Origin of the sequence: Mesorhizobium humile (assembly GCF_033977215.1) — a bacterium.
Taxonomy (GTDB): Bacteria; Pseudomonadota; Alphaproteobacteria; order Rhizobiales; family Rhizobiaceae; genus Mesorhizobium; species Mesorhizobium humile.
Window position 1 is genome coordinate 180,394 of sequence record NZ_JAVIIV010000011.1, and the last position, 25,532, is coordinate 205,925.

Sequence of the window (25,532 nt, forward strand, 5' to 3'; positions counted from 1 at the left end):
TATTCCATTTCGATGTGATATCTCGCCGGCGGTGAAGCCAGGCGGCGATGGGAAAGCCGTCCTGGTCGGAACGCGGGGTGCGCTATGACGGTAACCAAGCCGGTTTTCGACCGTTTGGGGTTTTGGCTATGGGTCGGGTCGTTTCTGATCGTGCTTGGGCTGGCGCTATGGTCGCCCGACACGCGTTCGGTGGTCCATATCTACGGACATGGCAGCGAAGCTTTCCTGAGCCGTGAACCGCTGTATCACGTCCAAGCCGCGATGGGGTATCTTTATGCGCCCGCCTTCGCCGCCCTTTACGTTCCCCTGGTGAAGCTCGGGCCGCATCTGGGCAGCGTTCTTTGGCACGTGCTGGGCTTCGGCGCGCTGACCTTCGCCGCAATGCGTCAGGTGCGCAAGATCGGCGGCCAGGAGCAGACATGGCTGCTGTCCTTCGGCCTGTTCCTTGCCTTGCCGATGGCGCTGGCGGCGCTTCGCAACGGCCAGGCGACGATCCTGCTCACCGGGGCGTGCTGGTTTCTCACGCTGTCGGCGCTCGAGGGGCGCTGGGCTGAGAGCTTCTTCTGGGCCACGCTTGCGATCATCGCCAAGCCGACCGCGATCATCATGCTGCTTCTGGTGGGGGCGCTGCGTCCCAGGCTGATACCGGTGCTGGCGCTGGCGGTCCTTCTCGTGCTCGCCATCCCCTATGGTTTCGCGCCCGCGGACTACATCAACGCCCAGTACCAGGATTTCTTCCGCATGCTGACGTCGATGACGGTCGACCCGACCGGTTCCTTCGTTCCGGCCGACTTCACGGCGCCTTTCACGCGGTTTGGGATGCCGCTTTCGGAATCCCAGGCGACGATCGTGCGCGTCGTCGCGGGTTTGCTTACGCTGTGGGCGGTGCTCCAGTTCGACCGCAGGCTGGACGCCAACATCAGCGGACTGGCCATATTCCTCATTGCGGCGTTCTACATGTGCGTCTTCAATCCGCGGGTCGAGCAGAACACCTATGCCATGGTGGCGGTGCCAGCCGGTCTTTGCATCGCCCTGCTGTGGCGGCAGAGGGGAGCCGGGGCCATGCGCTGGTTTTTGGCAACGCTCCTCTTCGTCACCGGGCTGACCAGTGTCGATCCGCGGCTGCACGATCTTTTCCACCTGTGGTTCCGGCCGATCAGCATCAGCATAATCGCCTGCCTGCTCGTCGGCTGGTTCTGGACGCAAGGCCGACAGAATGTGCCGACCCCCGGAGCTGTAGCGCATGGCTGAGATGCTCGACGTCATCGCGCCCTTCTTCAACGAGGCCGAATCCGCCATCGCCTTCGTCGAGTTGCTCGACAGGCTGGAAGTGGCCGTGGCGGAGCGCTTCGGCATGACCGTCCGCAAGATACTCGTCGACGACGGCAGCCGCGACGGCAGTGCCGAGACATTCGCCGCGTCGTTGTCGGGCTCCTGGGAGATCGTGCGGCTCAGCCGCAATTTCGGCAAGGAAGCGGCGGTGCTCGCGGGCCTTGATCATTCCCGCGGTGACATGGCCCTGATCATGGACTCCGACCTCCAGCATTCCATGGACATCAGCCTGAGGATGATCGGCGAACTGGTCGAGGATCCGGAGATCGATGTCGTCTACGCGCAGAACGACCGGCGCGAGGGGAGCTGGCGGCGCAGCCAGCTGGCGCGGCTTTTCTACAAGCTGATCAACAGCAGCCAGCGTTTCGATATTCCCGAGAATGCCGGGGACTTCCGCGTCATGCGCGGCGCGGTGGCGCGGGCCTTGACCAGCGTGCGCGACAAGCGCCGTTTCAACAAGGGCCTGTTCGCCTGGGCCGGCTTCCGCCAGAAGGCGGTGCTCTACTCGCCGGAGAACCGCGCCGGCGGCACGTCGAAATGGACAAGGTTCAACCTGATCGCGTTCTCGCTCGAAGGGTTCACCTCGTTCTCCGTGATCCCGCTGCGCGTCATCAGCCTCATCGGATTGCTGGGGGCATTTGCCGGTCTCGCCTATGGCGTGAAAGTGCTCTTCGAGGTGCTGTTCTACGGCATCGCCGTGCCTGGCTACCCCAGCATCATGGTCGCCGTCGTGCTTCTGGGCGGCCTCAACCTGGCGCTGCTCGGCCTGATCGGCGAGTATGTCTGGGTGACGCTCAGCGAAAGCAAGGACCGGCCCGTCTACATCGTGCGCGACGTCCTGCATGGCAATGCCGCCGAGCGGGTTGCCGCCGACAAATGACCAGGTCGATCCGCCTGATCGCCGACGACTACGGCCTGGCGCCGGGGGTATCGAGCGCGATCCTCGACCTCATCGAGCGCGGCCGCCTGACCGGCACCAGTTGCATGACCGGCTTTGCCGAATGGGAGGAGGCGGCGGCGCGTATCAGGCCGTTGCGTCAACAGGCGGCCGTCGGGCTGCACCTCACCCTCACCGATCAGATCGCGGTGACCGGTTCGTCCAGCCTGGCGCCGGAAGGCAAATTGCCCGGACTTGCCTCGCTTGCGCTGCCGGTGCGGCGGGGGCGCATCGACGAGCGGGACGTTCATGCCGAGCTCGACGCCCAGTACGACCGCTTCACCGAAGCGCTGGCCGGCCCGCCCGACCACATCGACGGGCACCAGCATGTGCATTTCCTTCCCGTGGTACGACATTGGCTGCTCGCGCGTTTTGGAGAAAGCGCACGCAGGCCCGCGCTACGAGGCGCGCCAGGGCTTTCCGGCCTGGACGCGGCGGCCAAGGTCGCGGCGATCGCCACTCTGGCCGCGGGCTTCAACAGAGCGATGCAACGGGCGGGCTTCAGCCTCATGACGCCGCTTTCCGGCATCTATGACTGGCGACAGCCGGAGAAATTCGCTTCGACGCTGCGCGCCGCGCTCGACACCTTGCCAGAACAAGGGGTGTTCATGTGCCATCCGGGCCATGTCGATGACGTGTTGCGCGCTCGCGACCCGATGCAGGGCGCACGTGAGGCCGAGTTCACGGTTCTTTCCTCGCAGGATTTCGGCGTCAGCCTCGACAAGGCCGGAACTCGCGTCATGGACGGCCGCGCATGAGCCGGGCCGGCCAGCCGCAGCGTTCGACCGGCAACAAGATCGTCCGCTTCGCCATGGTCGGGTTGGCCAACACCGGCATCGACCTCGCCGCTTTCTTCCTGCTGCTCAAGCTCGCGGTGCCGGCTTTGGCCGCCAATGTCGGCGCCTGGTTCGTCGCCGTGCTCTTCTCCTTCGTGGCGAACGGCTTCTGGTCGTTCGAGCGGGACCCGAACATCCGGCTGCACCACTCCTTCCTGCGCTTCGTCTCGCTGGGAGCGCTGATTTCGCTTGGCGTCTCCAGCCTCTCGATCGCCGTCCTGGCCGGGACCGTCGGCGTGTGGCCGGCCAAGATCATCGGCGTCGTGGTGGCGGCTGTGCTGAACTTCCTGGCGGCGCGCTGGTCGATCGAGGGCCGGCTGCTGAAATAGTCTACGCGGCCGGCTCCGCGTCAGGACCTGATCCAACCATGATCTTTCCGAAAATCGGGTCCCACTTTTCGGGATCATGGTCGATGTAGAGCCGGATGCCGCCGCGGTCCCGATCCTTGCCGCGTTTTCGCGGGGGCCGGACGTGCTAAAGCGTGTCACACTGAAACGAATTTTGGGCGACGCGCTTCAGGTCTTTAGTTTTGATGCATGTCGTCGTCCCGGAACCGTTGCGCGCTTCTGGGCAACTGCATTAGCGCAAGCTCTCCAGGTCGCGGATGCGCTTGGCGCCGGCGGCTTCCAGCTGCCTGGTCACAGCTCCGATCAGCGTCTCAACGACAACGAACAGGGCGGCGGACGAATCCCAGGCCGAAGGCACGGCGGTGCGCCCGGCGATCACATGGCGGGCGAAGCGGGCAATCGGCGAAAGCCATTGGTCGGTGAACAGAATGATCTGCACGCCGCGGTGATGCGCCTTCTCGGCAAAGCGGACGAGACTTTCCTGGTAGCGGCGGATGTCGAAGATCACCAGAACGTCGCGCTTGCCCATGTCGATCAGGCGGTCGCGCCAGATGCTCTCCTGGCCGGCGAGATGATAGACGTCCGGCTGGATGATGGCCAGGTGGGCGGCCATGTAGCGCGCCAGCGGATCGGTGAAGCGACCACCGATGAGGAAGGTCTTGCCGCGCCGCTCGGCGAGCCGCGCGGCGATGTCGGCGAGCTGCTTGTCGGTGAGATGCCGGAAGGTCTCGCGCATGTTGTCGAGCGTCGCCTCGAGCATCGGCGAGGCGGCGCCGCCGGCCGAGGACGGATTGAGCGTGCGCGAAGCGGGCGACTGCAATTGCGCCGCCAGCTCATCCTGCAGCGCCGACTGGAATTCAGGATAGTTCTGGAAACCGAGCCTGGCGACGAAGCGCAAGATCGTCGGCGAGGACACGCCGGCCGCGGTCGAGAATTCGGCGACGGTCTTCAGCCCGGTCAAAGGATAGTTGGCAATCAGCGTCTGCGCGGCGCGGCGCTCGCCGGCCGGCATCGTGCCGATGCGGTCCGAGATCAGTTCGGCAATGCTGGAAATCATCGTTTTCCCCCGCCTGTTGGCCCGCCGACGCCGTTTTCCCGAATTCGCGTTTGACAAAGCCGGTCAAACTGTATGAAATCATTCACAGGGACGCAATGAGGCAAAATACGTAACATACGATACAGCGCTCCCCAGGGGACGGCAGTATGGAGAACGCACGGCCCGCCAGCCTTGCACCGTATGAAACCGTAAGGGTGACCAACCCTGGCGGACTCAGTCCTTTCGTCTTCACCTGCGACCACGCTTCCAACGTCCTGCCCGCCGAGTTCGGAACGCTTGGCCTGCCGGCTGCGGACCTTTCGCGCCATATCGCCTGGGACCCGGGCGCGCTTCCTGTCGCACTCCGCATGGCCGAGGCGCTGGACGCGACCTTGATAGAGACCCGTGTGTCGCGGCTGGTCATCGATTGCAACCGGCCGCTCGACGCGCCGGACCTCGTTCCGCCGGTCAGCGAAACGACAGCCATTCCCGGAAATTCTGGCTTGTCCGACAAGCAGCGCGCAGCGCGCATCGACCTTGCCTGGCGCCCGTTCCACGACACGATTGCCCAAATCGTCGAACGGCGGCTGGCGCGCGGCCAGGAGACGCGGCTGGTGTCGGTCCACTCCTTCACGCCGATCTACAAGGGCAAAAGCCGGCCATGGCATATCGGCATCATCCATGACGAGGATCGCCGCCTGGCTGCGCCGCTGATATCGGCGCTGCGGCGGCTCTCCGGCGTCACAGTAGGCGTCAACGAACCCTATTCGCCGGCCGACCGCGTCTATTTCACGCTGGAACGGCATGCGCGCTCGCGCGGGCTGCCCTGCGCGATGATCGAAATCCGCAACGACGAAATCGCCGGCGAGACCGGACAGCGGAAATGGGCGGATCTGCTCACCGGCATCTTTTCTAACCTGGAGCCTGAGGAGGCCAGGGGCTCCCGACAACGCACAATGGGAAAGTCAGTACAATCGGCCAGCTAAAAACCAATAGGGGACTTCCAACATGACAACACCGGATCACAAGTCGGAGGACGTAAAAATCCTTCACAGCATGGGTTACGCCCAGGAATTGGCGCGCCGCATGGGCGGCTTCTCCAACTTTGCCATTTCCTTTTCGATCATTTGCATCCTGGCTGGCGGCATCACATCGTTCCCGCTGGCCATGGCCACCGGCAGCGGTTTTGAGGCGACCATCGGCTGGCTCGTAGGTGGCCTGTTCGCCCTTGTCGTCGCCGCTTCGCTCGGCCAGATCGGCTCGGCCTATCCTACCGCCGGCGGTTTATACCACTGGTCCTCGATTCTCGGTGGGCGCGGCTGGGGCTGGGCCACGGCCTGGATCAATCTGCTCGGCCTGATCTTCGTCGTCGCTTCGGTCAATGTCGGTGTCTATCTGTTGTTCCAAGGGCTGGTCGCTGGTCCGATCCTCGGCCTGGACACCTCGACCTGGGGCTTCTGGCAACAGACGGCGGCGGTCGTCATCATTACCGTCACCCAAGGCCTGTTCAATCATCTAGGCATCAAGACGACGACGAGGCTGACCGACTTTTCCGGCTATCTCATCCTCGTCGTCGCGGTGGTGCTGACGCTGACCTTCCTGATCTGGGGCGCGCATGGCTTCGATCTTTCGCGGTTGACGACTTTCGTCAACACGACCGGCGATCTGGGCGGCGGCTATGTTCCGACGGCCCGAACCGCGTTCGTGGCCTTCCTGATCGGCCTTCTCTATCCGCTCTATACGATCACCGGCTTCGACGCCTCGGCGCATACCGCCGAGGAAACCCACAACGCCCGCGTCGCGGTGCCGAGAGGCATGATCCATGCAGTGCTGTGGTCGCTCATCTTCGGCTTCGTCATGGCCGTCTCCTTCGTGCTGGCCAGCCCAGATCTGGCGGCGACCGCAAAGGACGGCGGCAATGCCTGGTTCAACCTGTTCAACAACCTGCCGGCGCCGACCTGGTTGAAAGACCTGCTCGGCATCTCAATCGTGCTGTCGAACTATCTGTGCGCGCTGGCCGGGCTCACGTCGACCTCACGCATGATCTTCGCCTTTTCGCGCGACGGAGGCCTGCCGGGGTCGTCACTGTGGAAGCAGGTTTCGCCGACCTGGCGCACGCCCGTCCCGGCCATCTGGCTCGGCGTCGTGCTGTCGATCGCCGCCACGCTTTACTCGCCGGCTTTCGCAGCGTTGGCGGCCGGCTGCGCCCTGTTCCTCTATGTGTCTTATGCGATGCCGGTGGCGGCTGGCCTTCTTGCGGAAGGCAAGACCTGGACCGAATTCGGTCCGTTCCGTCTGGGCATGTGGTCCAAGCCGTTCGCCATTATCACCGTCCTTGGCGTTCTGGTCCTGATGTATGCCGGTATCCAACCGCCCTTCGATATCTTGATCAACTATGCCATCGGTTTGATCATCCTTCTCGCGGTGCTGTGGTTCGGCCTCGAATCCCGGCGGTTCAAGGGCCCGCCGATCGGCGCCGATATTGCTCGTCGTCAGGCGGAAATTGCGGCAGCCGAAGTGGCAGTAGGCGAAACCGGTCAGTGAAATCGACCATCGAGCCATGGCCGGCATCGCGCCGGCCATGGTTTTCTTAATGTTCCTCATCTGACAAGCCCGAAAAGACAAGCACTGGAGCGCCAAAGGAATGGCCGGAAATTTCTCGTTCGATCAGTTGAAGAAAGCGGTCTCGAACGGCGAGATCGACACGGTGCTGGCCTGCATCGTCGATATGCAGGGCCGGCTCGCGGGAAAACGCTTCCTGGCCCAGTATTTCGTCGATTCCGCGCATGGCGAGACGCATGGCTGCAACTATCTCTTGGCCTGCGACATCGATATGGAGCCGGTGCCGGGCTACAAGGCGGCAAGCTGGTCGAAGGGCTATGGCGACTTCGTCATGAAGCCGGACCTGTCGACGCTGCGTCGCATTCCGTGGCTGGAAAAGACGGCGCTGGTCATCTGCGACGTGCTCGACCATCACACGCATGACGATTTGGCACACTCCCCCCGCGCGATCCTGAAGAAGCAGGTCAAGCGCCTGCAGGAGCGCGGCTATATCGGCTATTTCGCCTCCGAGCTCGAATTCTACCTGTTCAGCGAAACCTACGATTCGGCGCGCAAGAAGCACTGGCAGGGGCTCGATAGCGCGTCGCCCTATATCGGCGATTACCAGATCGGCATCACCAGCAAGGAAGAAGGCGTCATGCGCCGGCTTCGCAACGAGATGGAAGCTGCCGGCATTCCAATCGAGAACTCCAAGGGCGAGTGGGGACCGGGCCAGGAAGAGATCAATGTGCGCTACGCCGAGGCGCTCGACATGGCCGACCGCCACGTCATCCTGAAGAACGGCGCCAAGGAGATCGCCGATTCCGAGGGCAAGGCCATCTCCTTCATGGCCAAGTACAATTACGGCCTCGCCGGCAATTCCAGCCACATCCACAATTCGCTGTGGAGCGCCGACGGCAAGACGCCGCTGTTCTTCGACAGACAAGCCGACTGGACGCTGTCGAGCCTCGGCCAACAATGGGCCGCCGGCCAGCTCAAATACGCCAAGGAATTCACCTGGTTCCTGGCGCCCTACATCAATTCCTACAAGCGCTTCCAGGCCGGCACCTTCGCGCCGACCAAGATCATGTGGAGCGAGGACAACCGTACCGCCGGCTTCCGGCTCTGCGGCGAGGGCACCAAGGGCATCCGCATGGAATGCCGCATCGGCGGCGCCGATCTCAATCCGTATCTCGCCTTCGCCGCCCTGATCGCGTCCGGCCTCGCCGGCATCGACGAGAAGCTGGAGTTGCAGAAGCCGTTCGTCGGCGACGCCTATCAGGCCTCGCGCCTGCCCGAGATCCCGAAGACATTGCGCGACGCCACCGAGACGCTGGCCAAGTCGAAAATGCTGAAGCAGGCCTTCGGCGACGACGTGATCGAGCACTATGTGCACACCGCCCGCTGGGAGCAGTTCGAATACGACCGCCGCATCACGGATTGGGAACTGCACAGAGGGTTCGAGCGGTACTAAAGCTGTAATAGGCGTTGACTGAACCTAACTAAAGCTGTAGTTCCAGCTTAGTTAGGTTCGGGAGCGTAAAAAATGGGAAAATACTCGCCTTTGCGTTCGTATCTTATGGCTCAAGCCGGTGAGCGGGTCCCAATGTCGTTCAGCGACATCGAGAAGCTGCTGGGTGAAAGGCTACCGGCGTCCAAGCAGTATCCCGCTTGGTGGAGCAACAATCCCAGCAACAATCCGATGACCAAGGAGTGGCTGGCCGCGGGCTTCCAGACGGAGTCGGTCAATATCGCCGGCGAAAAACTGGTGTTTCGGCGTTCTCCGCAAGGAACGGCAGGCGGGCAAGCCGGGGAAGGAGGTTCGGGGCGCCGCTCAGGCTTCATGGAGGATAAGGTGGGTTTCAAGAATGCACCGGACATGAGCGGCAAGAGCCAAGACTATATCGTACCGCCTCGGGGCGCCGATCCGCTGTTTGGATGCATGGCCGGGACTCTCACGCTTCTTCCCGACGTCGACTACACCGCCCCTGCGGATCCCGACTGGGGCAAAGTGTATGACGACTGATGGGATATTGCTGGACACGTGCTTCATGCTGTGGCTGTCGACCGAACAGCCGGTCGCAAGAGCGGCTGTTGATAAGGTGGCCAGCACGCGAAAGAACGGTGGCGTGATCGCTGTTTCGGTCATGTCGGCCTGGGAAATCGGAATGCTCGTCTCCAAGGGCCGGCTTCCGTTCATCAAGTCGCCGCTTGCATGGTTCGAAGGGTTCGTGAAAGCCGGTGCCACCAGCGTCGAGGGGATCGACAGCGAGCTCTTGGTCGAATCGTCGTTTCTGCCCGGCGCCGTTCACAATGACCCGACGGACCGGATCATCATAGCGACGGCCCGTTCGAGGAACCTGGAAATCATCACCCGCGATCGCGCCATCCTCGCCTATGGCGCGGCCGGCTTCGTCAAAACAGTACCTTGTTGATTGGAGACGTCTTCTTGGAAACGGTAAAACTCAAATCCCCCATCGACGGCTCGATCTATGCCGAGCGGCCGGTCGCGACCGACCAGGCGATCAACGCGGTGGTCGAGCGCGCCAGGGCGGCGCAGGAGAAATGGGCCGAGACGCCGGTCGTCGAACGCGGCAAGTACATGCTGGCGATGCTCGAGGCGCTGGTCGCCATGACCGACGAGATCGTGCCCGAGATCGCCTGGCAGATGGGACGGCCGGTGCGCTATGGCGGCGAGTTCGGCGGCGTCAAGGAACGCACCAGCTACATGGTCGAGATCGCCGAAGCCGCGCTGAAGCCGGTCCTGGCCTCCAATCCGAAGGACGGCTTCCGCCGCTATGTGAAGAAGGTGCCGCTCGGCGTCGTGCTGGTGATCGCGCCTTGGAACTATCCCTATCTCACCGCGGTCAACACCATCGTGCCGGCATTGATGGCGGGCAGCGCCGTCATCCTCAAGCATGCCGCGCAGACGTTGCTGGTCGGCGAGCGCTTCCAGCAGGCTTTCGACAAGGCCGGCCTGCCCAAGGGGCTGTTCCAGAACCTGGTCATGAACCACGCCCAGACCGAAAAGCTGCTCGGCTCCGGCAAGATCGATCATGTCAACTTCACCGGCTCGGTCGGCGGCGGCCGCGCCATCGAGAAGGCCGCGGCCGGCACTTTCATGACGCTCGGCCTCGAGCTCGGCGGCAAGGACCCGGCCTATGTGCTGCCCGACGCCAAGATGGACCATGCGGTCGCCAATCTGGTCGATGGCGCTTTCTTCAATTCCGGCCAGTGCTGCTGCGGCATCGAGCGCGTCTATGTGCATGAGAAGGTCTATGACGAATTCGTCGAGGGCTTTGTCGCCGAGACCAGGAACTATGTCGTCGGCAATCCGCTGGAGCAGGCGACCACAATGGGGCCGATGGCGCAGGCGCGCTTCGCCGACCTGATCCGCGAGCAGAAGGCCGAGGCACTGCGCAAGGGCGCCAGGGCGCATATCGACATGAAGGTCGAGAACGACAGGGCCGGCTCGCCCTATCTGGCGCCCGAGGTGCTGACCGAGGTCGACCACCAAATGAGCGTCATGCGCGAGGAAAGTTTTGGGCCGATCGTCGGCATCATGAAGGTGCGCAACGACGAGGAGGCGATCGCGCTGATGAACGACAGCCCCTATGGGCTGACGGCCTCGATCTGGACCCGCGACACCGAGCGCGCGGTGGCGATCGGCGACCGCGTCGAAACCGGCACGGTGTTCATGAACCGCTGCGACTATCTCGACCCGGCGCTGGTCTGGACCGGCGTCAAGGACACCGGCAAGGGCGCAGCCCTTTCGGCCATCGGCTACGACAATCTGACCCGGCCGAAATCCTATCACCTGCGCGAAGCAATCTGACTTTTTGAAAGACAAGACATGTCCAAGCTGATCTCCAAATGGAACTACCCCACCACCGTCCGTTTCGGCGCCGGGCGTATCAAGGAACTGCCGGACGTACTGGCTGCCACGGGCATCAAGCGCCCGCTCTTCGTCACCGACCCGGGCCTGGCGAAACTTCCGGTCGTCGCCTCGACGCTGAAAATCCTCGACGACGCCAAGGTTCCCTATGGCGTGTTTTCGGAGGTGAAGCCGAATCCGGTCGAGTCCAACCTCACCGCCGGCATCGCCGTGTTCAAGAAGGGCAAGCATGACGGCGTCATCGCCTTCGGCGGCGGCTCGGCGCTCGACCTCGGCAAGCTGATCGCCTTCCAGGCCGGGCAGACACGGCCCGTATGGGATTTCGAGGACGTCGGCGACTGGTGGACCAGGGCCAACTCGGACGCGATCGCGCCGATCATCGCCGTGCCGACCACCGCGGGAACCGGCTCCGAGGTCGGCCGCGCCGGCGTCATCACCAATGAGGCGACCCACACCAAGAAGGTCATCTTCCATCCGAAGCTTCTGCCGGCGATCGTCATTGCCGATCCGGAGCTGTCGGTCGGCATGCCGGCCTTCATCACCGCCGGCACCGGCATGGACGCGCTGGCGCATTGCCTCGAGGCCTATTGCGCGCCGGGCTACCATCCGATGGCCGACGGCATTGCGGTGGAAGGCATCCGGCTGGTGTTCGAGAACCTGCCCAAGGCCTTTGCCAACGGAAAGGACCTGGTTGCCCGCGCCCATATGATGAGCGCCGCCGCCATGGGCGCCGCCGCCTTCCAGAAGGGGTTGGGCGCCATCCATTCGCTGTCGCATCCGATCGGCGCGCTCTACGACACCCATCACGGCATGACCAATGCCGTGTTCATGCCCTATGTGCTCGCCTTCAACAGGGAGAGCATCGAGGAGCGCATCGCCCGGCTCGCAGCCTATTGCGGTATCAAGGGCGGCTTCGACGGCTTCGCCAAGGCGATCATCAAATTGCGCAAGGAGCTCAAGGTGCCGCATGCGCTGCCCGGCCTGATCAAGGGCCTCGACATGGACAAGAAGCGAAAAGGCCTGATCGCCGACATGGCGGTGGTCGACCCCACCGCCGGCGGCAATCCGGTCAAGCTCACCAAGAAAGCGGCGCTGACGCTGCTCGAAAATGCGATCGCCGGCTCCGTCTGAGAGCCGGCTTTCAATGCCGAAGAGTTGAATGAAGGGGCGTTCCAGAGCGGGAGGGAGAGGGCAAAAGGCAAGGTGACTAACCATTAGCCGGAAAATTAAGTGCGGGCTAATTGCTACAGTCTGTTAAAAAGAGTTAACTTTTTTGGCCGCGGGGCTCGGGTTTCAAAAAGCCTTCATCTGGCTGTCACACGAAAACGATACCCGCATCGCAGGCGCTTAAGCGCGCCAGTTCAACGGAGAGAACACATGTTCAAGTTCACGGGGAAAGTGCTTTCCCTCTCGGCCGCGACGCTCTTCGCGTCGACGGTGATTTCGTCCGCTGCTTCGATGGACGATCTCGTCAAGGCCGCGAAGGCTGAAGGCCAGCTCACTGTCATCGCGCTCCCGCATGACTGGTGCGGCTACGGGGCAGTGATCGACGCTTTCAAGGCTAAATATCCGGAAATCAAGGTCAACGAACTCAACCCGGACGCCGGTTCGGGCGACGAGGTCGAGGCGATCAAAGCCAACAAGGACAACAAGGGCCCGCAGGCGCCTGACGTGATCGACGTCGGCCTCTCCTTCGGCCCGACCGCCAAGAAAGACGGCCTGCTGATGCCTTACAAGGTGTCGACCTGGGACTCGATCCCGGACAGCGCCAAGGATGCCGACGGCGCCTGGACAGGCGACTACTACGGCGTGCTTTCCTTCGAAGTGAACAAGGATCTGGTCAAGCAATCGCCGGCCGATTGGGCCGACCTGCTGAAGCCGGAATTCGCCAACACCGTCGCGCTCGCCGGTGATCCGCGTGCTTCGAACCAGGCCATCCAGGGCGTCTATGCCGCCGGCCTTTCGACGGGTGCGGCCGCTGGCGAAGCCGCCGGCACCGCCGGTCTCGACTTCTTCAAGAAGCTCAATGCCGCCGGCAATTTCGTTCCGGTCGTCGGCAAGTCCGCGACGCTGGCGCAGGGCCAGACGCCGATCCTGATCACCTGGGACTACAACGCGCTCGCCGGCCGCGACACGCTGAAGGGCAACCCGCCGGTCGACGTCATCGTGCCGAAGACGGGCGTCGTCGCCGGTGTCTACGTGCAGGCGATCAGCGCCTTCGCGCCGCATCCGAATGCCGCCAAGCTGTGGTTGGAGTATCTCTACTCCGACGAAGGCCAGATCGGCTGGCTGAAGGGCTACTGCCACCCGATCCGCTTCAACGACCTCGCCAAGAACGGCAAGATCCCGGCGGACGTGCTGGGCAAGCTGCCGCCGGCCGAGTCCTATGCCGCGGCCGTGTTCCCGACGCTCGATGAGCAGGCCAAGGCCAAGGAAGTCATCAGCAAGAACTGGGACGCCACCGTCGGCGCCAACGTCAAGTAAGACTTGAAATGCACCGGGCGGCCAAACGGCCGCCCGGCTTTCTCTCGAAGACGGTGCCGGCGCATGACCGATCTCTCGCTTTCAAATCAGTCGATTGCCACCAAATCCGCGCCGCCAAGTCAGGCAACGGCCTTTCGGCTGCCGACGCAGTGGATTGGTGTCGCGCCTTTCTTCGTTTTTGTGCTGATGTTCCTGATCCTGCCGACGATCTATCTCGTCATCGGCGCGTTCGAGACCGGCGAAGGCGGGTTCACGCTGGACAACATCCTGCAGCTGGTGAGCGATCCTTCGATCAGCAATTCCTACTGGGTTTCGATCAAGATCAGCTTCTGGTCGGCCATCATCGGCGCGTTCGCCGGGCTCGCGATAGCGATCGCCATCGTGCGCGGCGGCCTGCCCAGCTGGGTCCGTTCCGCGACGCTGACCTTCTCCGGCGTTGCCTCCAATTTTGCCGGCTTGCCGCTGGCCTTCGCCTTCATCGCGACGCTCGGCCGCGTTGGCATCGTGACCGTGCTGCTGCGCGACATATTCAATCTGAACATCTATGCGATGGGGTTCAACTTCCTCACCACATGGGGCCTTATCGTGGTCTATCTGTTCTTCCAGATCCCACTGATGGTGGTCATCATCGTGCCGGCGATCGACGGCTTGAAGAAGGAATGGAACGAGGCAGCGGCCACGCTTGGCGCCACGCAGTGGCAGTACTGGCGGATGGTGGTGATACCGGTGTTGTTCCCAAGCTTCCTCGGCACCGTCATCCTGTTGTTCGCCAATGCCTTCGGCGCCATCGCGACGGCCTATGCGTTCTCCGGCCCGCAGCTCAACATCGTGCCCATCAAGCTCTACTCGCAGATCAACGGCGACGTGCTGCACAACCCGCAGCTCGGCTATGCGATCGCCTTCGGCATGATCGTCATCACCGGACTCGCCAATGTCTTCTACATCTGGTTCCGGACCCGTTCCGAGAGGTGGCTGAAATGAAGTCGGGCAAATTCTGGGCCTGGGTCGTCTTCGGTATAGGCACGGCCTATTTCTTCATTCCGCTGCTCGCGACATTCGAGTTTTCGATGCGCATGCGGCGCGGTGTCCATTCCTTCGACGCCTATCAGGTCGTGCTCGGCGACCCACGCTTCCAGGCGACGTTCCTGTATTCGGTCATCGCTGCGATCTTCACCATCGTCCTCGGTGTGCTGGTCGTGGTGCCGGCGGCCTACTGGATCCGCCTGCGCCTGCCTCAAATCAGGCCGATCGTCGAGTTCATCACACTGCTGCCTTTGGTCATTCCAGCGATCGTCATCGTGTTCGGCTATATTCGCATGTACGGCTCGAACTCGCCTCTGCCTTTCCTGTCCACCGACTTGGGCGCCAGCGCCCTGCTGGTGATTGGCTATGCGACGCTGGCGCTGCCTTATATGTACCGTGCCGTCGACACTGGCCTTCGCACCATCGATGTCAGGACGTTGACCGAAGCAGCGCAGATTCTAGGCGCCGGCTGGACCACGATCATAACCCGCGTTATTCTGCCCAATGTACTGATCGCGGTGCTGTCGGGCGCGTTCCTGACCTTCGCCATCGTCATCGGCGAATTCACGATGGCGAGCCTGCTCAACCGTCCGGCGTTCGGGCCGTATCTGCAGAACATCGGCGCCAACCGCGCCTATGAGCCGGCAGCCCTTGCCATCATCGCCTTCGCGATTACCTGGGGCTGCATGTCGCTGATCCAGATCCTGTCCCGTTTCGCGCCGAAATCGGCGAACCGACCGAATTGACCTGAGAGAAAAGCCATGGCCGAGCCATTCCTGTCCATCCAGCATGTGCGAAAGTCCTACGGCGCCAACACCGTGGTGCAGGATTTCAACCTCGATGTGGAGCCCGGCGAGTTCGTCTCCTTCCTCGGCCCGTCCGGCTGCGGCAAGACGACGGTGCTGCGCATGGTCGCCGGTTTCGAAGAGCCCTCGGCCGGCAAGATCGTCGTCGCCGGCAAGGACATCACCCGGCTGAAGCCCAACCAGCGCAATGTCGGCATGGTGTTTCAGGCCTACGCGCTGTTCCCGAACCTGACCGTGGCGCAGAACATCGCCTTCGGCCTGAAGGTCGCCGGCATGCCCAGGGCGGATTGCGACAGGCGCGTCGCCGAGATGCTCGACATCATCAAGCTGCCGCAGATGGCCGACCGCTATCCCTACCAGTTGTCCGGCGGCCAGCAGCAGCGCATCGCGCTGGCGCGGGCGATTGCCCCGAAACCCAAACTGCTTCTGCTCGACGAGCCGCTGTCGGCGCTCGACGCCAAGGTGCGCGTGTCGCTGCGCGAGGAAATCCGCTCGATCCAGAAGAAGCTCGGCATCACCACCATCTTCGTCACGCATGACCAGGAAGAGGCGCTGTCGATCTCCGACCGCATCGCGGTGATGTATGGCGGCAAGGCCGAGCAGGTCGGCACGCCGTTCGAGATCTACAACCGACCGGCGACCAAGTTCGTCGCCAATTTCGTCGGCACGCTCAATGTGCTCGAAGGCAAGGTCACCGACGCCTCTACGGGCAAGGTGCAGGTCAACGCCCAGGAAGTCTCGCTCAAGGGCAAGCTCAACGGCTCGAAGTCTGGCGATACGCTGTCGCTGGCGTTGCGGCCGGAAGCGATTTCGCTGGCCCGCCAGCCCGGGCACGACACCAGCCTGTCGGGCGAGATCGCCGAAGTGCATTTCCTCGGCTCGGTCATCCGCGTGCGCGTCGGCATCGGCGGCAACACGGTGTCGCTCGACACCTTCAACAACTCGACGACTCCGCCGCCGGTCGTCGGCGACAAGGCGGATATCTCGTTTTCGTCAGGCGATATGCTGGTTTTGCATTAGGGAAAGAGTGAATGGTGAATAGTAAATGGTGAATGGCAATCAGCACTTTACGTGCTCGAGATCTTCTGATGATGCCCATTCACCATTCACCATTCACCATTCACCATTCACCATTCACTTTTGCAGTGCCCAACGTCTGGTTCCATGGCTACGATGAGCCATGGCGCTTTTCGAGATCACCCTGATCCTGCTTCTCATTGCCGTTGCGCTGACGGCCGTATCGCGATGGCTTGAGGTGCCTTACCCCTCGCTGCTTGCGCTTGCCGGCGTCGGGATCGCCTTCGTGCCGGGCGCGCCGGTGATCGAAATCGATCCGGAACTGGCGCTGGCGCTGTTCATCGCGCCGGTGCTGCTCGATGCTGCCTATGACACCTCGCTGCGCGACCTGAAGCGCTACCGGCTGTCGCTGGTGCTGCTGGCGCTTGGCGCCGTCGTCTTCACCACTGTGGTCGTTGCCTTTGTCGGCTGGAAGATGGCCGGGCTGCCGATCGCGGCGGCGATCGCGCTCGGCGCCATCGTAGCGCCGCCGGATGCGGTCGCGGCAAGTGCTGTGCTCAATCAGTTCAAGGTGCCGCACCGTCTGACCGCGATCCTGCAGGGCGAGAGCCTGCTCAACGACGCCACGGCGCTGTTGATCTACCGGATATCGGTTGCGGCCGCCATCGGCTCGCTCATGCTGAAGGACGCAGTGCCCGTCATCCTGCTTGCAACGGTCGGCAGCGTTGTCGCGGGCTACCTGTTCGGCCGGGTGTCGCTGCTCACGCTGACGCGCATCGAGGATGCGGCAAGCAGCACTGTCGTGCAGTTCGCCGGAACCTTCGCCGTCTGGATCATTGCCGACAAGCTCGGCCTTTCCGCCATCATCACCATCGTCGTCTATGCCATCACCATCGCGCGCACCGGGCCACGCCGCATGTCGGCGAGACGCCGCGTCAGCACCTATTCGGTCTGGGAATCGGCCGTGTTCGTGCTCAACGTGCTGGCCTTCGTGCTGATGGGCCTGCAGGCGCGGTCGATCGTCGGACGTCTCTCCGGCGACGGGCAGGGCGAGGCCTTTCTCTTCGCCGCAATTGTGCTGGCCGTCGTCATCGCGGCGCGTTTCGTCTGGGTGATGGGCTACGTCGCGGTCATACGCTGGCTTGCCCGCTTCGACAGCGATGAGCAGAAGCGGGATAGGCCGACATTCCGCGGCGCCGTGCTGGTCGGCTGGTGCGGCATGCGCGGTCTGGTGACGCTGGTGGTGGCAATTGCCTTGCCGGCCAATTTTCCCGGGCGTGATCCGATCGTGCTTGCCGCGTTCGCTGTCGTGCTCGGCACGCTGGTCCTGCAAGGGATGAGCTTGAAGCCGCTGCTGCGCTGGCTCAATTTCGACCGGGATACGACGATCGATCGCGAGGTGGCCGAGGCGCGCGTCGCCATCATGCAGGCCGCGCTCGACGTGCTGAACCGCAAGACATCGGCCGCTGCCGCCGTCGTGCGGGAGCAGTACGAGGCTCAACGCCGGATCGCCGAAAATCCCGAGGACGCGCAAGCCGCGACGGAATACGACCGGCTGCGCCTCTACGCCATCAAACGGCAGCGCGACAGGCTGGAGGAACTGCGCAGCAACGGCACGATCGGCGACGAAGCCTATCACCGGCTGGAAGAGGAGATCGACTGGTCGGAACTGGCGGCATCACCGGCCGGAAGCTTTCAGCCGCTGACGACCTATTAGAGCGGGCAGTTCGGTCGTCATTCGTTGGACTATTCCGCTTGCCCTCGCGGTCCATTGCAACGCGGTGGGTGGAGCGCTACTGCGATCACCAGAAGTGAGCCGGTTAATCAATGAAGCTGATCAGCTACAACATCCAGTACGGCTACGGCAGCGACGGGCGCTACGATCTCACGCGAGCCGCCAGGCTGGTGGACGGCGCCGACATCATCGCGCTGCAGGAGGTCGAGCGGCATTGGCAGCGCAGCAATGAGGACGACCAGCCGGCGATCCTGTCCGGGCTGCTGCCCGACTATTACTGGGCCTATGGCCCCGCCTTCGACATGGATGCCAGCGAGAGGCGCGACGACCGCATCGTCAATCGCCGGCGGCAGTTCGGCACGATGATCCTTTCGAGGCTGCCGATCGTCTGGTCGAGGCTGCACACGCTGCCGCTGCGGCGCACGGCAAGGCCGCTCAACACCCGCAACGCGGCACTCGAATGCATGATCCGCACGCCGGCAGGGCCAGTGCGGGTGCTCTCGCTGCATCTTGCCCATATCGCGGCGGAGGAGCGGCTGGAGCAGATCGATTACCTCAATGCCGAGCATCGCCGCGCGCCGTCCGATGGCGGCCCCTGGAGCGGCGTCGACGACGAGCCGCAGCGCAACTGGTCGAACGGCCAGCCGGAACCGGAAAATCCGCTGGCGGCGATCTGGCTGGGCGACTTCAACATGGAGCCGGGCAGCGCCGAATACCGGCGTATCGTCGGCAATACGCCCTACCACCGGGGCGCCGCTTACATCGACGGGTTCGTCGATGCCGCGGCCGTCGCCAGCGAGTCCGGGCTGGACTTCCATACGCACGAAAAGATCATCGACGGCAGGCTCGCCAAACGACGGCTCGACCATTGCTTCGTCGGCGGCGGTTTGGCGGATCGCGTGCGCTCGATCCGGGCCGATATCGGCGAGGTCGCTTCGGATCATTTCCCGCTCAGGATCGACATCGATCTCGAAACGCCTTTCGGCTCGACAAGGTCTATGAAACCGGGGTCGATGAAACCGACATGACGCTGTTCGTCTTCCTGGCCGTGCTCTCGGCGGCGGCCATGCACGCGATCTGGAACGCGCTGGTCAAGGTGCATCTAGACCGCTTCCTGTCGATCACGCTGATGACGCTCGGCATGGGGTTCGCGGCGCTGGTGGTGCTGCCTTTCGTCGAGGTGCCGAAGGCCGAGGTCTGGCCGTTCATCCTCGCCTCGGTCTTGTTCCATATGGGCTATCGCACCTTCCTGGTCGGCGCCTACAAGGCAGGCGATTTCGCCCAGACCTATCCGCTTGCGCGCGGCACCGCGCCGCTGCTCTCGGCGCTCGGCGCCATCGTCGTGGTAGGCGAGGTGCCGGCACCGTTCGCCATCCTCGGCATCGTGCTTTTGTCGGCAGGCACGCTGGTCATGTCGTTTCGCGGCGGGGCGCATCTGGAGAAGCTCAATCTGCGCGCGGTCGGCTTTGCGCTCGGCACCTCGATCTTCATCGCCAGCTACACGCTCTCCGACGGCAGCGGCGCGCGGCTTGCGGCAACCGCGCAAAGCTACGCGGCCTGGCTCTTCGTCTGCGATGCGGCGTGGGCGCTCGTGCTTTGCATCGTCTTTCGCGGACCGCAGTCGCTTCCGATGCTGGCGCGCGACTGGAAGGCCGGGCTGTTCACCGGCACGCTCAGCGGCGCGGCCTACTGGATCGTGATGTGGGCTATGACCAAGGCGCCGATCGCCTCGGTGGCGTCGCTGCGCGAGACCTCGATCCTGTTCGCCATGCTGATCTCGGTGCTGGCGCTGGGCGAGAAGATGACGGCCTGGCGCGCAGCCGCGGCGCTCGGCATCGTTGCCGGCGTCGCGGCGCTCAGACTCGGATAGGGCAGATCCCCGTCTCACTGAAGCGGCGATCCGCCCTATCCCTTTGTTTTTGAGCCAATTCAGACGGAGGCTCCGGCGATGTCGCCGAGCGTGACCGTTCACACTTTTCTCGGAATTGCTCCAACCTCATGGTCCAACACGGTCATCACCTGGCCGCGCTTTTCCGGGCTGAAGCGGATGACGATGATGATGCAGACGGCGACCACGCCGGCGAACAGCGCCAGCGCGTAGCCATAGCTGCTGCCGGGCGCCTCGGCGATGCCCGCCTGATACGGACCACCATAGGACGCCGCGAGATTGCCGGCCTGATAGATGAAGCCGGGTAAGGTCGCGCGCACCGCACCGGGTGAGAGCTCGTTGAGATGCACCGGGATGACGCCCCAGGCGCCTTGCACCGCGATCTGCATGACAAAGGCGCCGACCGCCAGCATGAAGGGCGTGGTCGAATAGGCCCATAGCGGCAGCGCCGGCAAGGCGATCAGGCAGGCGAGCGTGATGGCATTGACGCGGCCGATCCTTTCCGACAGGGCGCCGAAGGCCAGTCCGCCGACAATCGCGCCGATGTTGGCGACGATGGTGATCCAGCTCACCGTGTGCGGATCAAAGCCATGCTGTTTCTTCAGGAAGGTGGGATAGAGATCCTGCGTGCCATGGCTGAAGAAGTTGAAGAACATCATCAGCACCACGGCATAGAGCGCGATGCCCCAGTGCTTCTGCAGCGTTTCGAGCAATCCTGGCTTCACGTGCTGGCGAGCCTCGGCGAAGGCGGGCGATTCCGGCACATGCGAGCGGATGAAAAGCACGATCAGCGCCGGCAGAAAGCTCAAGAGGAACATGGCGCGCCAGCCGAAGGTGAAGTCGCCGATCTTCTGGCCATAGAGCAGCCCGTAGACCACCGCCGCCAGCAGGTAGCCGGCCGGATAACCGCATTGCAGGATGCCCGAGACCATGCCGCGAGCGCTCGGCGGAATGGATTCCATGGCAAGCGAGCTGCCCAGGCCCCACTCGCCGCCCATGGCGATGCCAAACAGGGCGCGCAGCGCCAGGAATATGCCGAGATTTGGCGAGAAGGCGGCCAAGGCGCCGATCACCGAATAGCTGACGATATTCAGCATCAGAATGGGCTTACGGCCGTATTTGTCGGCAAGCATGCCGAAGAAGAACGCACCGATGAAGCGCGTCGCCAGTGTTAGGAACAGCGCTTTGGAGACCGCCGGCACGTCGGTCTGGAATTCAGCGGCAATATCGGTCAGCAGGAAAGTCAAAAGGAAGAAATCAAAAGCATCAAGCGTCCAGCCGAGGAACGATGCGGTTACGGTTTTCTTCTGTTCGCTGGTGAGGTTCAAGGCGGTCCTCCTTTGCATCCCCCAAGGAACGATATGTTCCATAAGGTGCAAAAGAGAACGGGACAGCTGCCGGTTTTAAGCCGGCGAGCGGTCACATTTGCGTCACCTCGAGGTCGATGACCATCAGCCCGTCAGTGCCGCCCTTGAGCGCGGCGACCAGGCGGGCGCCTGCGCGCTGATGCGCCTCGTGAACCAGATAGGCGTCACGGGCCGCGGCATCGTCAAAGTCGATGGTGAAGCCATGGTCGAAACCGCGCGCAAAGGGTTCGGGACTGACATTGGCGCTGAAATGCACCTTGCCCATGCCGTCGACGACGGTGCGCAGCGCTTCGAGATCGGCATGGATCGCCGCGCGCTCGGTTGCAGGAACGTCGTCGCGAAAGCGGACGAAGACGCAATGCCGGATCATCGTTGATGCCTCACGCCGCCTGGTTGCCCTTGAACACGGCCGGCGGCAGCGGCTCGCGGCCGAGGATGAGGTCGGCGCCTTTTTCACCGACCATGATGGTTGGCGCATTGGTGTTGGAGGAAGGCACGCGCGGCATCACCGAGGCGTCGCAGACGCGTAAGGCGTCGATGCCGCGCAGCCTGAGATCGGGCGTCACCACGGCCATCGCATCATGGCCCATGCGGCAGGTACCGACCGGGTGGTGGTCGGTCTTGGACGTGCGGCAAGCATAGTCGAAAAGGTCCGCGTCGCTTTGCAGGTTCGGCCCAGGCAGCACCTCGCGCAGCACATAGGGCTGCAACGCCTTCTGGCGCATGATCTCGCGGGCCAGCCTAAGCCCCTTGATCGACATGTCGCGGTCGTAAGGATCGGACCAGTAGTTGGGATCGATCAGCGGGTGGTCGGCCGGGTCGGCGCTCTTCAATCGCACCGTGCCGCGCGAGCGCGGGCGCAGGAAGGCCGAGTTCAACGTGACCCCCGGATTCTTCAGTTTTTCCACGCCGGCCTCGATGCCGGAGCCGAGACCGAGGTGGAACTGGATGTCGGGCGAGGCGGCCGTCGGGTCGGCGTACCAGAAGCCGCCGGTCTCGAACAGGCTCGAGGCGACCGGACCCTTCTTGAGCAAGAGGTATTGCAGCCCGGCCCAGAGGGTGCGGTGCAACTTGGCATAATTGTCATAGGTGTGGTCGCCGGTGCATTCGGCGATCACGAACAGGTCGAGATGGTCCTGCATGTTGGAGCCGACGCCGGGCAGGTCATGCACCGGTGTCACGCCAACCGATTTCAGATGATCGGCCGGGCCGATGCCCGATTGCATGAGGAGCTTAGGCGAGCCGATCGCGCCCGACGAGACGATCACCTCGCGTCCGGCGCGCAGGATCGTCTTCTCGCCACCGGGTCTGTCGACCACCTCGACGCCGATGGCGCGGCCGTTCTCGACGACGACCCGGCTGACCAGCACATCGGTCCTGACCGTCAGATTCCTGCGGGCGCCGATCGGCTTCAGATAAGCGACGGAGGCCGATGAGCGCCGCGCATTCTTCTGAGTGAGCTGATAGTAGCCGACGCCTTCCTGGCTGGCGCCATTGAAGTCCGGATTGAACGGGATGCCCATTTCCTGGCCGGCGCGGAAATAAGCTTCGCAGATCGGCAGCGGCGAGATCGGGTTCGACACCCCGAGCGGACCCTGGTCGCCATGGAAATCGTTGGCGAAGCGCTGGTTGTTTTCGGCGCGCTTGAAATAGGGCAGCACGTCGCGATAGCCCCAGCCGGTCAGCCCCTCTTCCTTCTCCCAGGCATCGTAGTCGCGGGCGTTGCCGCGCGTGTAGATCTGCGCGTTGATCGAAGAGCCGCCGCCGACCACCTTGGCCTGCGTGTACCAGAAGACGCGGTCCTTCATGTTTCTCTGCGGCACGGTCGACCAGCCCCAGGAGGCGATGCCCTTGGTCATCTTGGCGAAGCCCGCCGGCATATGGATCAGCGGATGCCAGTCCTTGCCGCCGGCTTCGAGGAGCAGGACGGAATTGGACGGATCCTCGCTCAGCCGGTTGGCGAGAACGCAGCCGGCCGGACCGGCGCCAACAATGATGTAATCAGCCATTGTTCCTCACAAGCGTGGCACCGAGAGCGCGCCATCGACATCGATGACCGACCCGGTCGAAAAGCCGAATTTTCCGGAGGCAAGTGCTGCGACGACGGCGCCGATGTCGCCGGCCTCGCCCCAGCGTTTTGCCGGCACCAGCCCGCCCTCGATCAGCGCGTCATATTTGGCGGAAACCCCTGATGTCATGTCGGTGCGGATGATGCCCGGCCGCACTTCGAACACGCCGATGTTCTCGGCGGCGAGCCGCAGCGCCAGGTTCTTCACCCACATCGAAAGACCGGCCTTGGAAATGCAGTAGTCCGCACGCTCCGGCGAGGCCATCGCTGCGCTGACCGAGGTGATGGTGATGATCGATCTGGCTGGGCCGGCAGGCGTCGCCAGCATGGCCTTGGCGACGGCCTGGCTTAGGAACACCGTGCCGCGCAGGTTGATGTTCAAGGCGCGGTCGAAATTCTCCGGCTTCAGCTCCAACAGGTCGCCGCGCACCACGGCCCCGACGCCGGCATTGTTGACCACGCAGTCGATGCGGCCGAAGGCGGCGATCGCGGCGTCGACCAGTCTTTGATGGGCGGCAAGGTCGGCAATATCGCATCGGGCATAGGCGAACTTCGCGCCGCGTGCCGCGATATTCTCTGCCAGTCCGTGCGCAGGTTTCTCGGCAAGGTCGGCAACGAGGGTGTCGAAGCCGGCATCGGCCAGCGCCTCGGCGCAGGCGAGCCCGATGCCGCGCGCGCCTCCCGTGACGATGGCTGCCGGGCGGCTCATGCGGCAAGCTCCGTCTTGCGGATGTGATCGGCGACGCGCAACGCTTGCGCTGCGATCGACAGTGCGGGATTGACCGCGGCCGATGTCGGCAGGAAGCCGCCATCGACGACGTAGAGGTTCCGGTGGTCATAGGCGCGGCAGAGCGGATCGAGCGGCGAGGTGGCCGGGTCGTTGCCCATCTTCACCGTGCCGCACTGATGCGAGGGGGTGCGCTTGTCGAAGGGGCGCGACAGCACGATCGGATAACCGCAGGCGCGAAGGTTCTCGCGCATGACCCTGGTCAGACCTTCCAGCGACTGCATGTTGGAGCGCCGCCACTGCATGACGATGTCCTTGCCGTCGACCATGATGCGGCTTTCGGGGTCGGGCAGGTCCTCGCACATCAGGTACCAGTCGACGGCGTGGCCGGCCATGTAGTCGAGCACGAATTTCGGCATCGACTTCACATTGGCCTTCAGCATGTTGCCGTCGATCTTGCCGAGCAGCTGCACATTGCCGAGCGGCTTGCCGCCCTTGCCGTCCGACAGATAGTAATCGTTGAGCATCAGCGTCTTCTGGTAGACGCTGTCGTTGCGGCGGCGCGGGTCGATCGCCAGCATCGCGCTCGAATTGTGGTTCATGAAATTGCGCCCGACTTGGTCGGAGCTGTTGGCGAGGCCTTGGCCATTCGCCGACGGCGAGCGCAGCAGGATGGCGGCCGAGTTGATCGCGCCGGCGGACAGGATGACGAGCTTCGGCGACAGCGTCTTTTGCGTGCCGTTCTGGGTGTAGTGTATGGCGGCGATCGTCTTGCCGTCCGGCGCGGTTTCCAGCCAGTCGACATGGGCGCTGGTTTCAAGCCGGATGTCTGGATCTTTCAGCGCCGCCGTCAGCGGGCCGGTCTGGGCGTCGATCTTGCCCTGGCCGGTGTTGGGGAACGCGTCCCAGCCGGTCTTGCCTTCCTTCAGCCAGGTCTCGATGTCGACGCCGAGCGGCAGCGAAGCGGGATGCAGGCCGAGGCTTTTCAGCTCGGCGCGGGCGCGCGCGATCGGCGGCTCGTCCGGGACCGGCTTGAAGGGGTAGGGGATCGAATGGAACGGTTCGGTCGGGTCCTCGCCGAGCGTGCCGCGCACGCGAAACAACTGCTCGGCCTTCGAATACCATGGTTCGAATTCGTCATAGGAAAACGGCCACGCCGGCGAGACGCCGCCGAAATGCTCAAGCTCGGAAAAGTCCTCCTTGCGGTAGCGGATCAGCACCGCGCCGAAGAATTTCGAATTGCCGCCGACATAGTAATAGTTGCCGGGATTGAAGGCGGCGCCTCCGGCCTCGCGCCACATCTCCTTCGGCCGGTAGTGCTCTTCGACGAAGATCGAGCGCGTCGAGCGCGCATGCGGCGTCGCGGGCAGCGGCTCGCCGCGCTCCAGGATCAGGATCGAGGCGCCGCTGCCGGCCAAGCCGGAGGCGATCGTGGCGCCGCCGATGCCGGAGCCGATGATGACAATATCCGGGTTTGCCATGGTCTAAGGGTC

24 protein-coding genes are annotated in these 25,532 nt (G+C 63.4%); 18 read left to right on the top strand and 6 right to left on the bottom strand.

Going from position 1 to position 25,532, the window contains the following annotated elements; genetic code table 11:
* The first annotated feature begins 84 nt into the window (after window positions 1-84).
* Genes RFM52_RS18270 through RFM52_RS18285 form a run of 4 tightly spaced genes read left to right on the top strand, consistent with a single transcriptional unit; the run spans window position 85 to window position 3,434 of the window.
* Entirely contained in the window at window positions 85-1,251 is a 1,167-nt protein-coding gene (locus tag RFM52_RS18270; RefSeq protein WP_320293068.1) for a glycosyltransferase 87 family protein, read from the top strand.
* Window positions 1,244-2,212, top strand: a complete 969-nt coding sequence (locus RFM52_RS18275; protein WP_320293069.1) for a glycosyltransferase family 2 protein — start codon at window positions 1,244-1,246, stop codon at window positions 2,210-2,212. The genes RFM52_RS18270 and RFM52_RS18275 overlap by 8 nt, the downstream gene beginning before the upstream one ends.
* Window positions 2,209-3,027 carry a ChbG/HpnK family deacetylase gene (locus RFM52_RS18280; RefSeq protein ID WP_320293070.1) on the top strand — a complete coding sequence of 273 codons (819 nt, stop codon included), beginning with the start codon at window positions 2,209-2,211 and terminating at the stop codon, window positions 3,025-3,027. Before RFM52_RS18275 ends, RFM52_RS18280 begins: the two co-directional genes overlap by 4 nt.
* Window positions 3,024-3,434 carry a GtrA family protein gene (locus tag RFM52_RS18285; protein WP_320293071.1) on the top strand — a complete coding sequence of 137 codons (411 nt, stop codon included), beginning with the start codon at window positions 3,024-3,026 and terminating at the stop codon, window positions 3,432-3,434. The genes RFM52_RS18280 and RFM52_RS18285 overlap by 4 nt, the downstream gene beginning before the upstream one ends.
* 250 nt (window positions 3,435-3,684) lie before the next feature.
* Here RFM52_RS18285 and RFM52_RS18290 read toward each other — a convergent pair whose 3' ends face one another.
* Window positions 3,685-4,509: a MurR/RpiR family transcriptional regulator gene (locus RFM52_RS18290; protein WP_320293072.1), complete on the bottom strand. Its 825-nt coding sequence runs from the start codon at window positions 4,507-4,509 to the stop codon at window positions 3,685-3,687.
* Between the two features lie 146 nt (window positions 4,510-4,655).
* Here RFM52_RS18290 and RFM52_RS18295 point away from each other — a divergent pair, with 146 nt between their 5' ends.
* The 14 genes from RFM52_RS18295 to RFM52_RS18360 all read left to right on the top strand — a co-directional run bounded on the left by RFM52_RS18295 (window position 4,656) and on the right by RFM52_RS18360 (window position 19,859).
* Entirely contained in the window at window positions 4,656-5,474 is an 819-nt protein-coding gene (locus tag RFM52_RS18295) for an N-formylglutamate amidohydrolase (RefSeq protein WP_320293073.1), read from the top strand.
* Window positions 5,475-5,496: 22 nt separating this feature from the next.
* Window positions 5,497-7,032 (top strand): amino acid permease, encoded by a 1,536-nt coding sequence (locus RFM52_RS18300; protein ID WP_320293074.1) that lies wholly within the window; start codon window positions 5,497-5,499, stop codon window positions 7,030-7,032.
* Window positions 7,033-7,132: 100 nt separating this feature from the next.
* Window positions 7,133-8,503 (top strand): glutamine synthetase family protein, encoded by a 1,371-nt coding sequence (locus tag RFM52_RS18305; protein ID WP_320293075.1) that lies wholly within the window; start codon window positions 7,133-7,135, stop codon window positions 8,501-8,503.
* Between the two features lie 72 nt (window positions 8,504-8,575).
* On the top strand, window positions 8,576-9,055 hold the full coding sequence (locus RFM52_RS18310; RefSeq protein ID WP_320293076.1) for a DUF7662 domain-containing protein: 480 nt from the start codon (window positions 8,576-8,578) through the stop codon (window positions 9,053-9,055).
* Complete coding sequence (locus tag RFM52_RS18315; protein ID WP_320293077.1) at window positions 9,045-9,464, top strand: type II toxin-antitoxin system VapC family toxin; 420 nt, start codon at window positions 9,045-9,047, stop codon at window positions 9,462-9,464. The genes RFM52_RS18310 and RFM52_RS18315 overlap by 11 nt, the downstream gene beginning before the upstream one ends.
* 14 nt (window positions 9,465-9,478) lie before the next feature.
* Window positions 9,479-10,864, top strand: coding sequence for an aldehyde dehydrogenase family protein (locus tag RFM52_RS18320; RefSeq protein WP_320293078.1), 1,386 nt, complete (start codon window positions 9,479-9,481; stop codon window positions 10,862-10,864).
* A gap of 18 nt (window positions 10,865-10,882) precedes the next feature.
* Window positions 10,883-12,055 carry an iron-containing alcohol dehydrogenase gene (locus RFM52_RS18325; RefSeq protein ID WP_320293079.1) on the top strand — a complete coding sequence of 391 codons (1,173 nt, stop codon included), beginning with the start codon at window positions 10,883-10,885 and terminating at the stop codon, window positions 12,053-12,055.
* 246 nt (window positions 12,056-12,301) lie between these two features.
* The gene (locus RFM52_RS18330) at window positions 12,302-13,408 is read left to right on the top strand and encodes an ABC transporter substrate-binding protein (RefSeq protein WP_320293080.1); all 1,107 of its coding nucleotides are present in this window, start codon (window positions 12,302-12,304) and stop codon (window positions 13,406-13,408) included.
* Window positions 13,409-13,471: 63 nt separating this feature from the next.
* Complete coding sequence (locus tag RFM52_RS18335) at window positions 13,472-14,389, top strand: ABC transporter permease (protein WP_430699200.1); 918 nt, start codon at window positions 13,472-13,474, stop codon at window positions 14,387-14,389.
* The gene (locus RFM52_RS18340; RefSeq protein ID WP_320293081.1) at window positions 14,386-15,177 is read left to right on the top strand and encodes an ABC transporter permease; all 792 of its coding nucleotides are present in this window, start codon (window positions 14,386-14,388) and stop codon (window positions 15,175-15,177) included. Before RFM52_RS18335 ends, RFM52_RS18340 begins: the two co-directional genes overlap by 4 nt.
* A 15-nt stretch (window positions 15,178-15,192) precedes the next feature.
* A complete protein-coding gene (locus tag RFM52_RS18345) occupies window positions 15,193-16,257 on the top strand; it encodes an ABC transporter ATP-binding protein (protein WP_320293082.1) in 1,065 nt (354 codons plus the stop codon).
* Between the two features lie 160 nt (window positions 16,258-16,417).
* Window positions 16,418-17,971 (top strand): cation:proton antiporter, encoded by a 1,554-nt coding sequence (locus RFM52_RS18350; RefSeq protein ID WP_320293083.1) that lies wholly within the window; start codon window positions 16,418-16,420, stop codon window positions 17,969-17,971.
* 110 nt (window positions 17,972-18,081) lie between these two features.
* On the top strand, window positions 18,082-19,017 hold the full coding sequence (locus RFM52_RS18355) for an endonuclease/exonuclease/phosphatase family protein (RefSeq protein WP_320293084.1): 936 nt from the start codon (window positions 18,082-18,084) through the stop codon (window positions 19,015-19,017).
* Window positions 19,014-19,859: an EamA family transporter gene (locus RFM52_RS18360; protein WP_320293085.1), complete on the top strand. Its 846-nt coding sequence runs from the start codon at window positions 19,014-19,016 to the stop codon at window positions 19,857-19,859. Before RFM52_RS18355 ends, RFM52_RS18360 begins: the two co-directional genes overlap by 4 nt.
* 98 nt (window positions 19,860-19,957) lie before the next feature.
* On the opposite strand, the gene RFM52_RS18365 is transcribed toward RFM52_RS18360, so the two are convergent.
* From RFM52_RS18365 to RFM52_RS18385, 5 genes are all read right to left on the bottom strand, one after another.
* On the bottom strand, window positions 19,958-21,205 hold the full coding sequence (locus RFM52_RS18365; protein ID WP_320293086.1) for an MFS transporter: 1,248 nt from the start codon (window positions 21,203-21,205) through the stop codon (window positions 19,958-19,960).
* A 91-nt stretch (window positions 21,206-21,296) separates the two neighbouring features.
* The gene (locus RFM52_RS18370) at window positions 21,297-21,614 is read right to left on the bottom strand and encodes a Dabb family protein (protein ID WP_320293087.1); all 318 of its coding nucleotides are present in this window, start codon (window positions 21,612-21,614) and stop codon (window positions 21,297-21,299) included.
* Between the two features lie 10 nt (window positions 21,615-21,624).
* Entirely contained in the window at window positions 21,625-23,253 is a 1,629-nt protein-coding gene (locus RFM52_RS18375; protein ID WP_320293088.1) for a GMC family oxidoreductase, read from the bottom strand.
* A gap of 6 nt (window positions 23,254-23,259) precedes the next feature.
* A complete protein-coding gene (locus RFM52_RS18380) occupies window positions 23,260-24,021 on the bottom strand; it encodes a 3-ketoacyl-ACP reductase (protein ID WP_320293089.1) in 762 nt (253 codons plus the stop codon).
* Window positions 24,018-25,520 carry a GMC family oxidoreductase gene (locus RFM52_RS18385; RefSeq protein WP_320293090.1) on the bottom strand — a complete coding sequence of 501 codons (1,503 nt, stop codon included), beginning with the start codon at window positions 25,518-25,520 and terminating at the stop codon, window positions 24,018-24,020. The genes RFM52_RS18380 and RFM52_RS18385 overlap by 4 nt, the downstream gene beginning before the upstream one ends.
* Window positions 25,521-25,532: the final 12 nt, after the last annotated feature.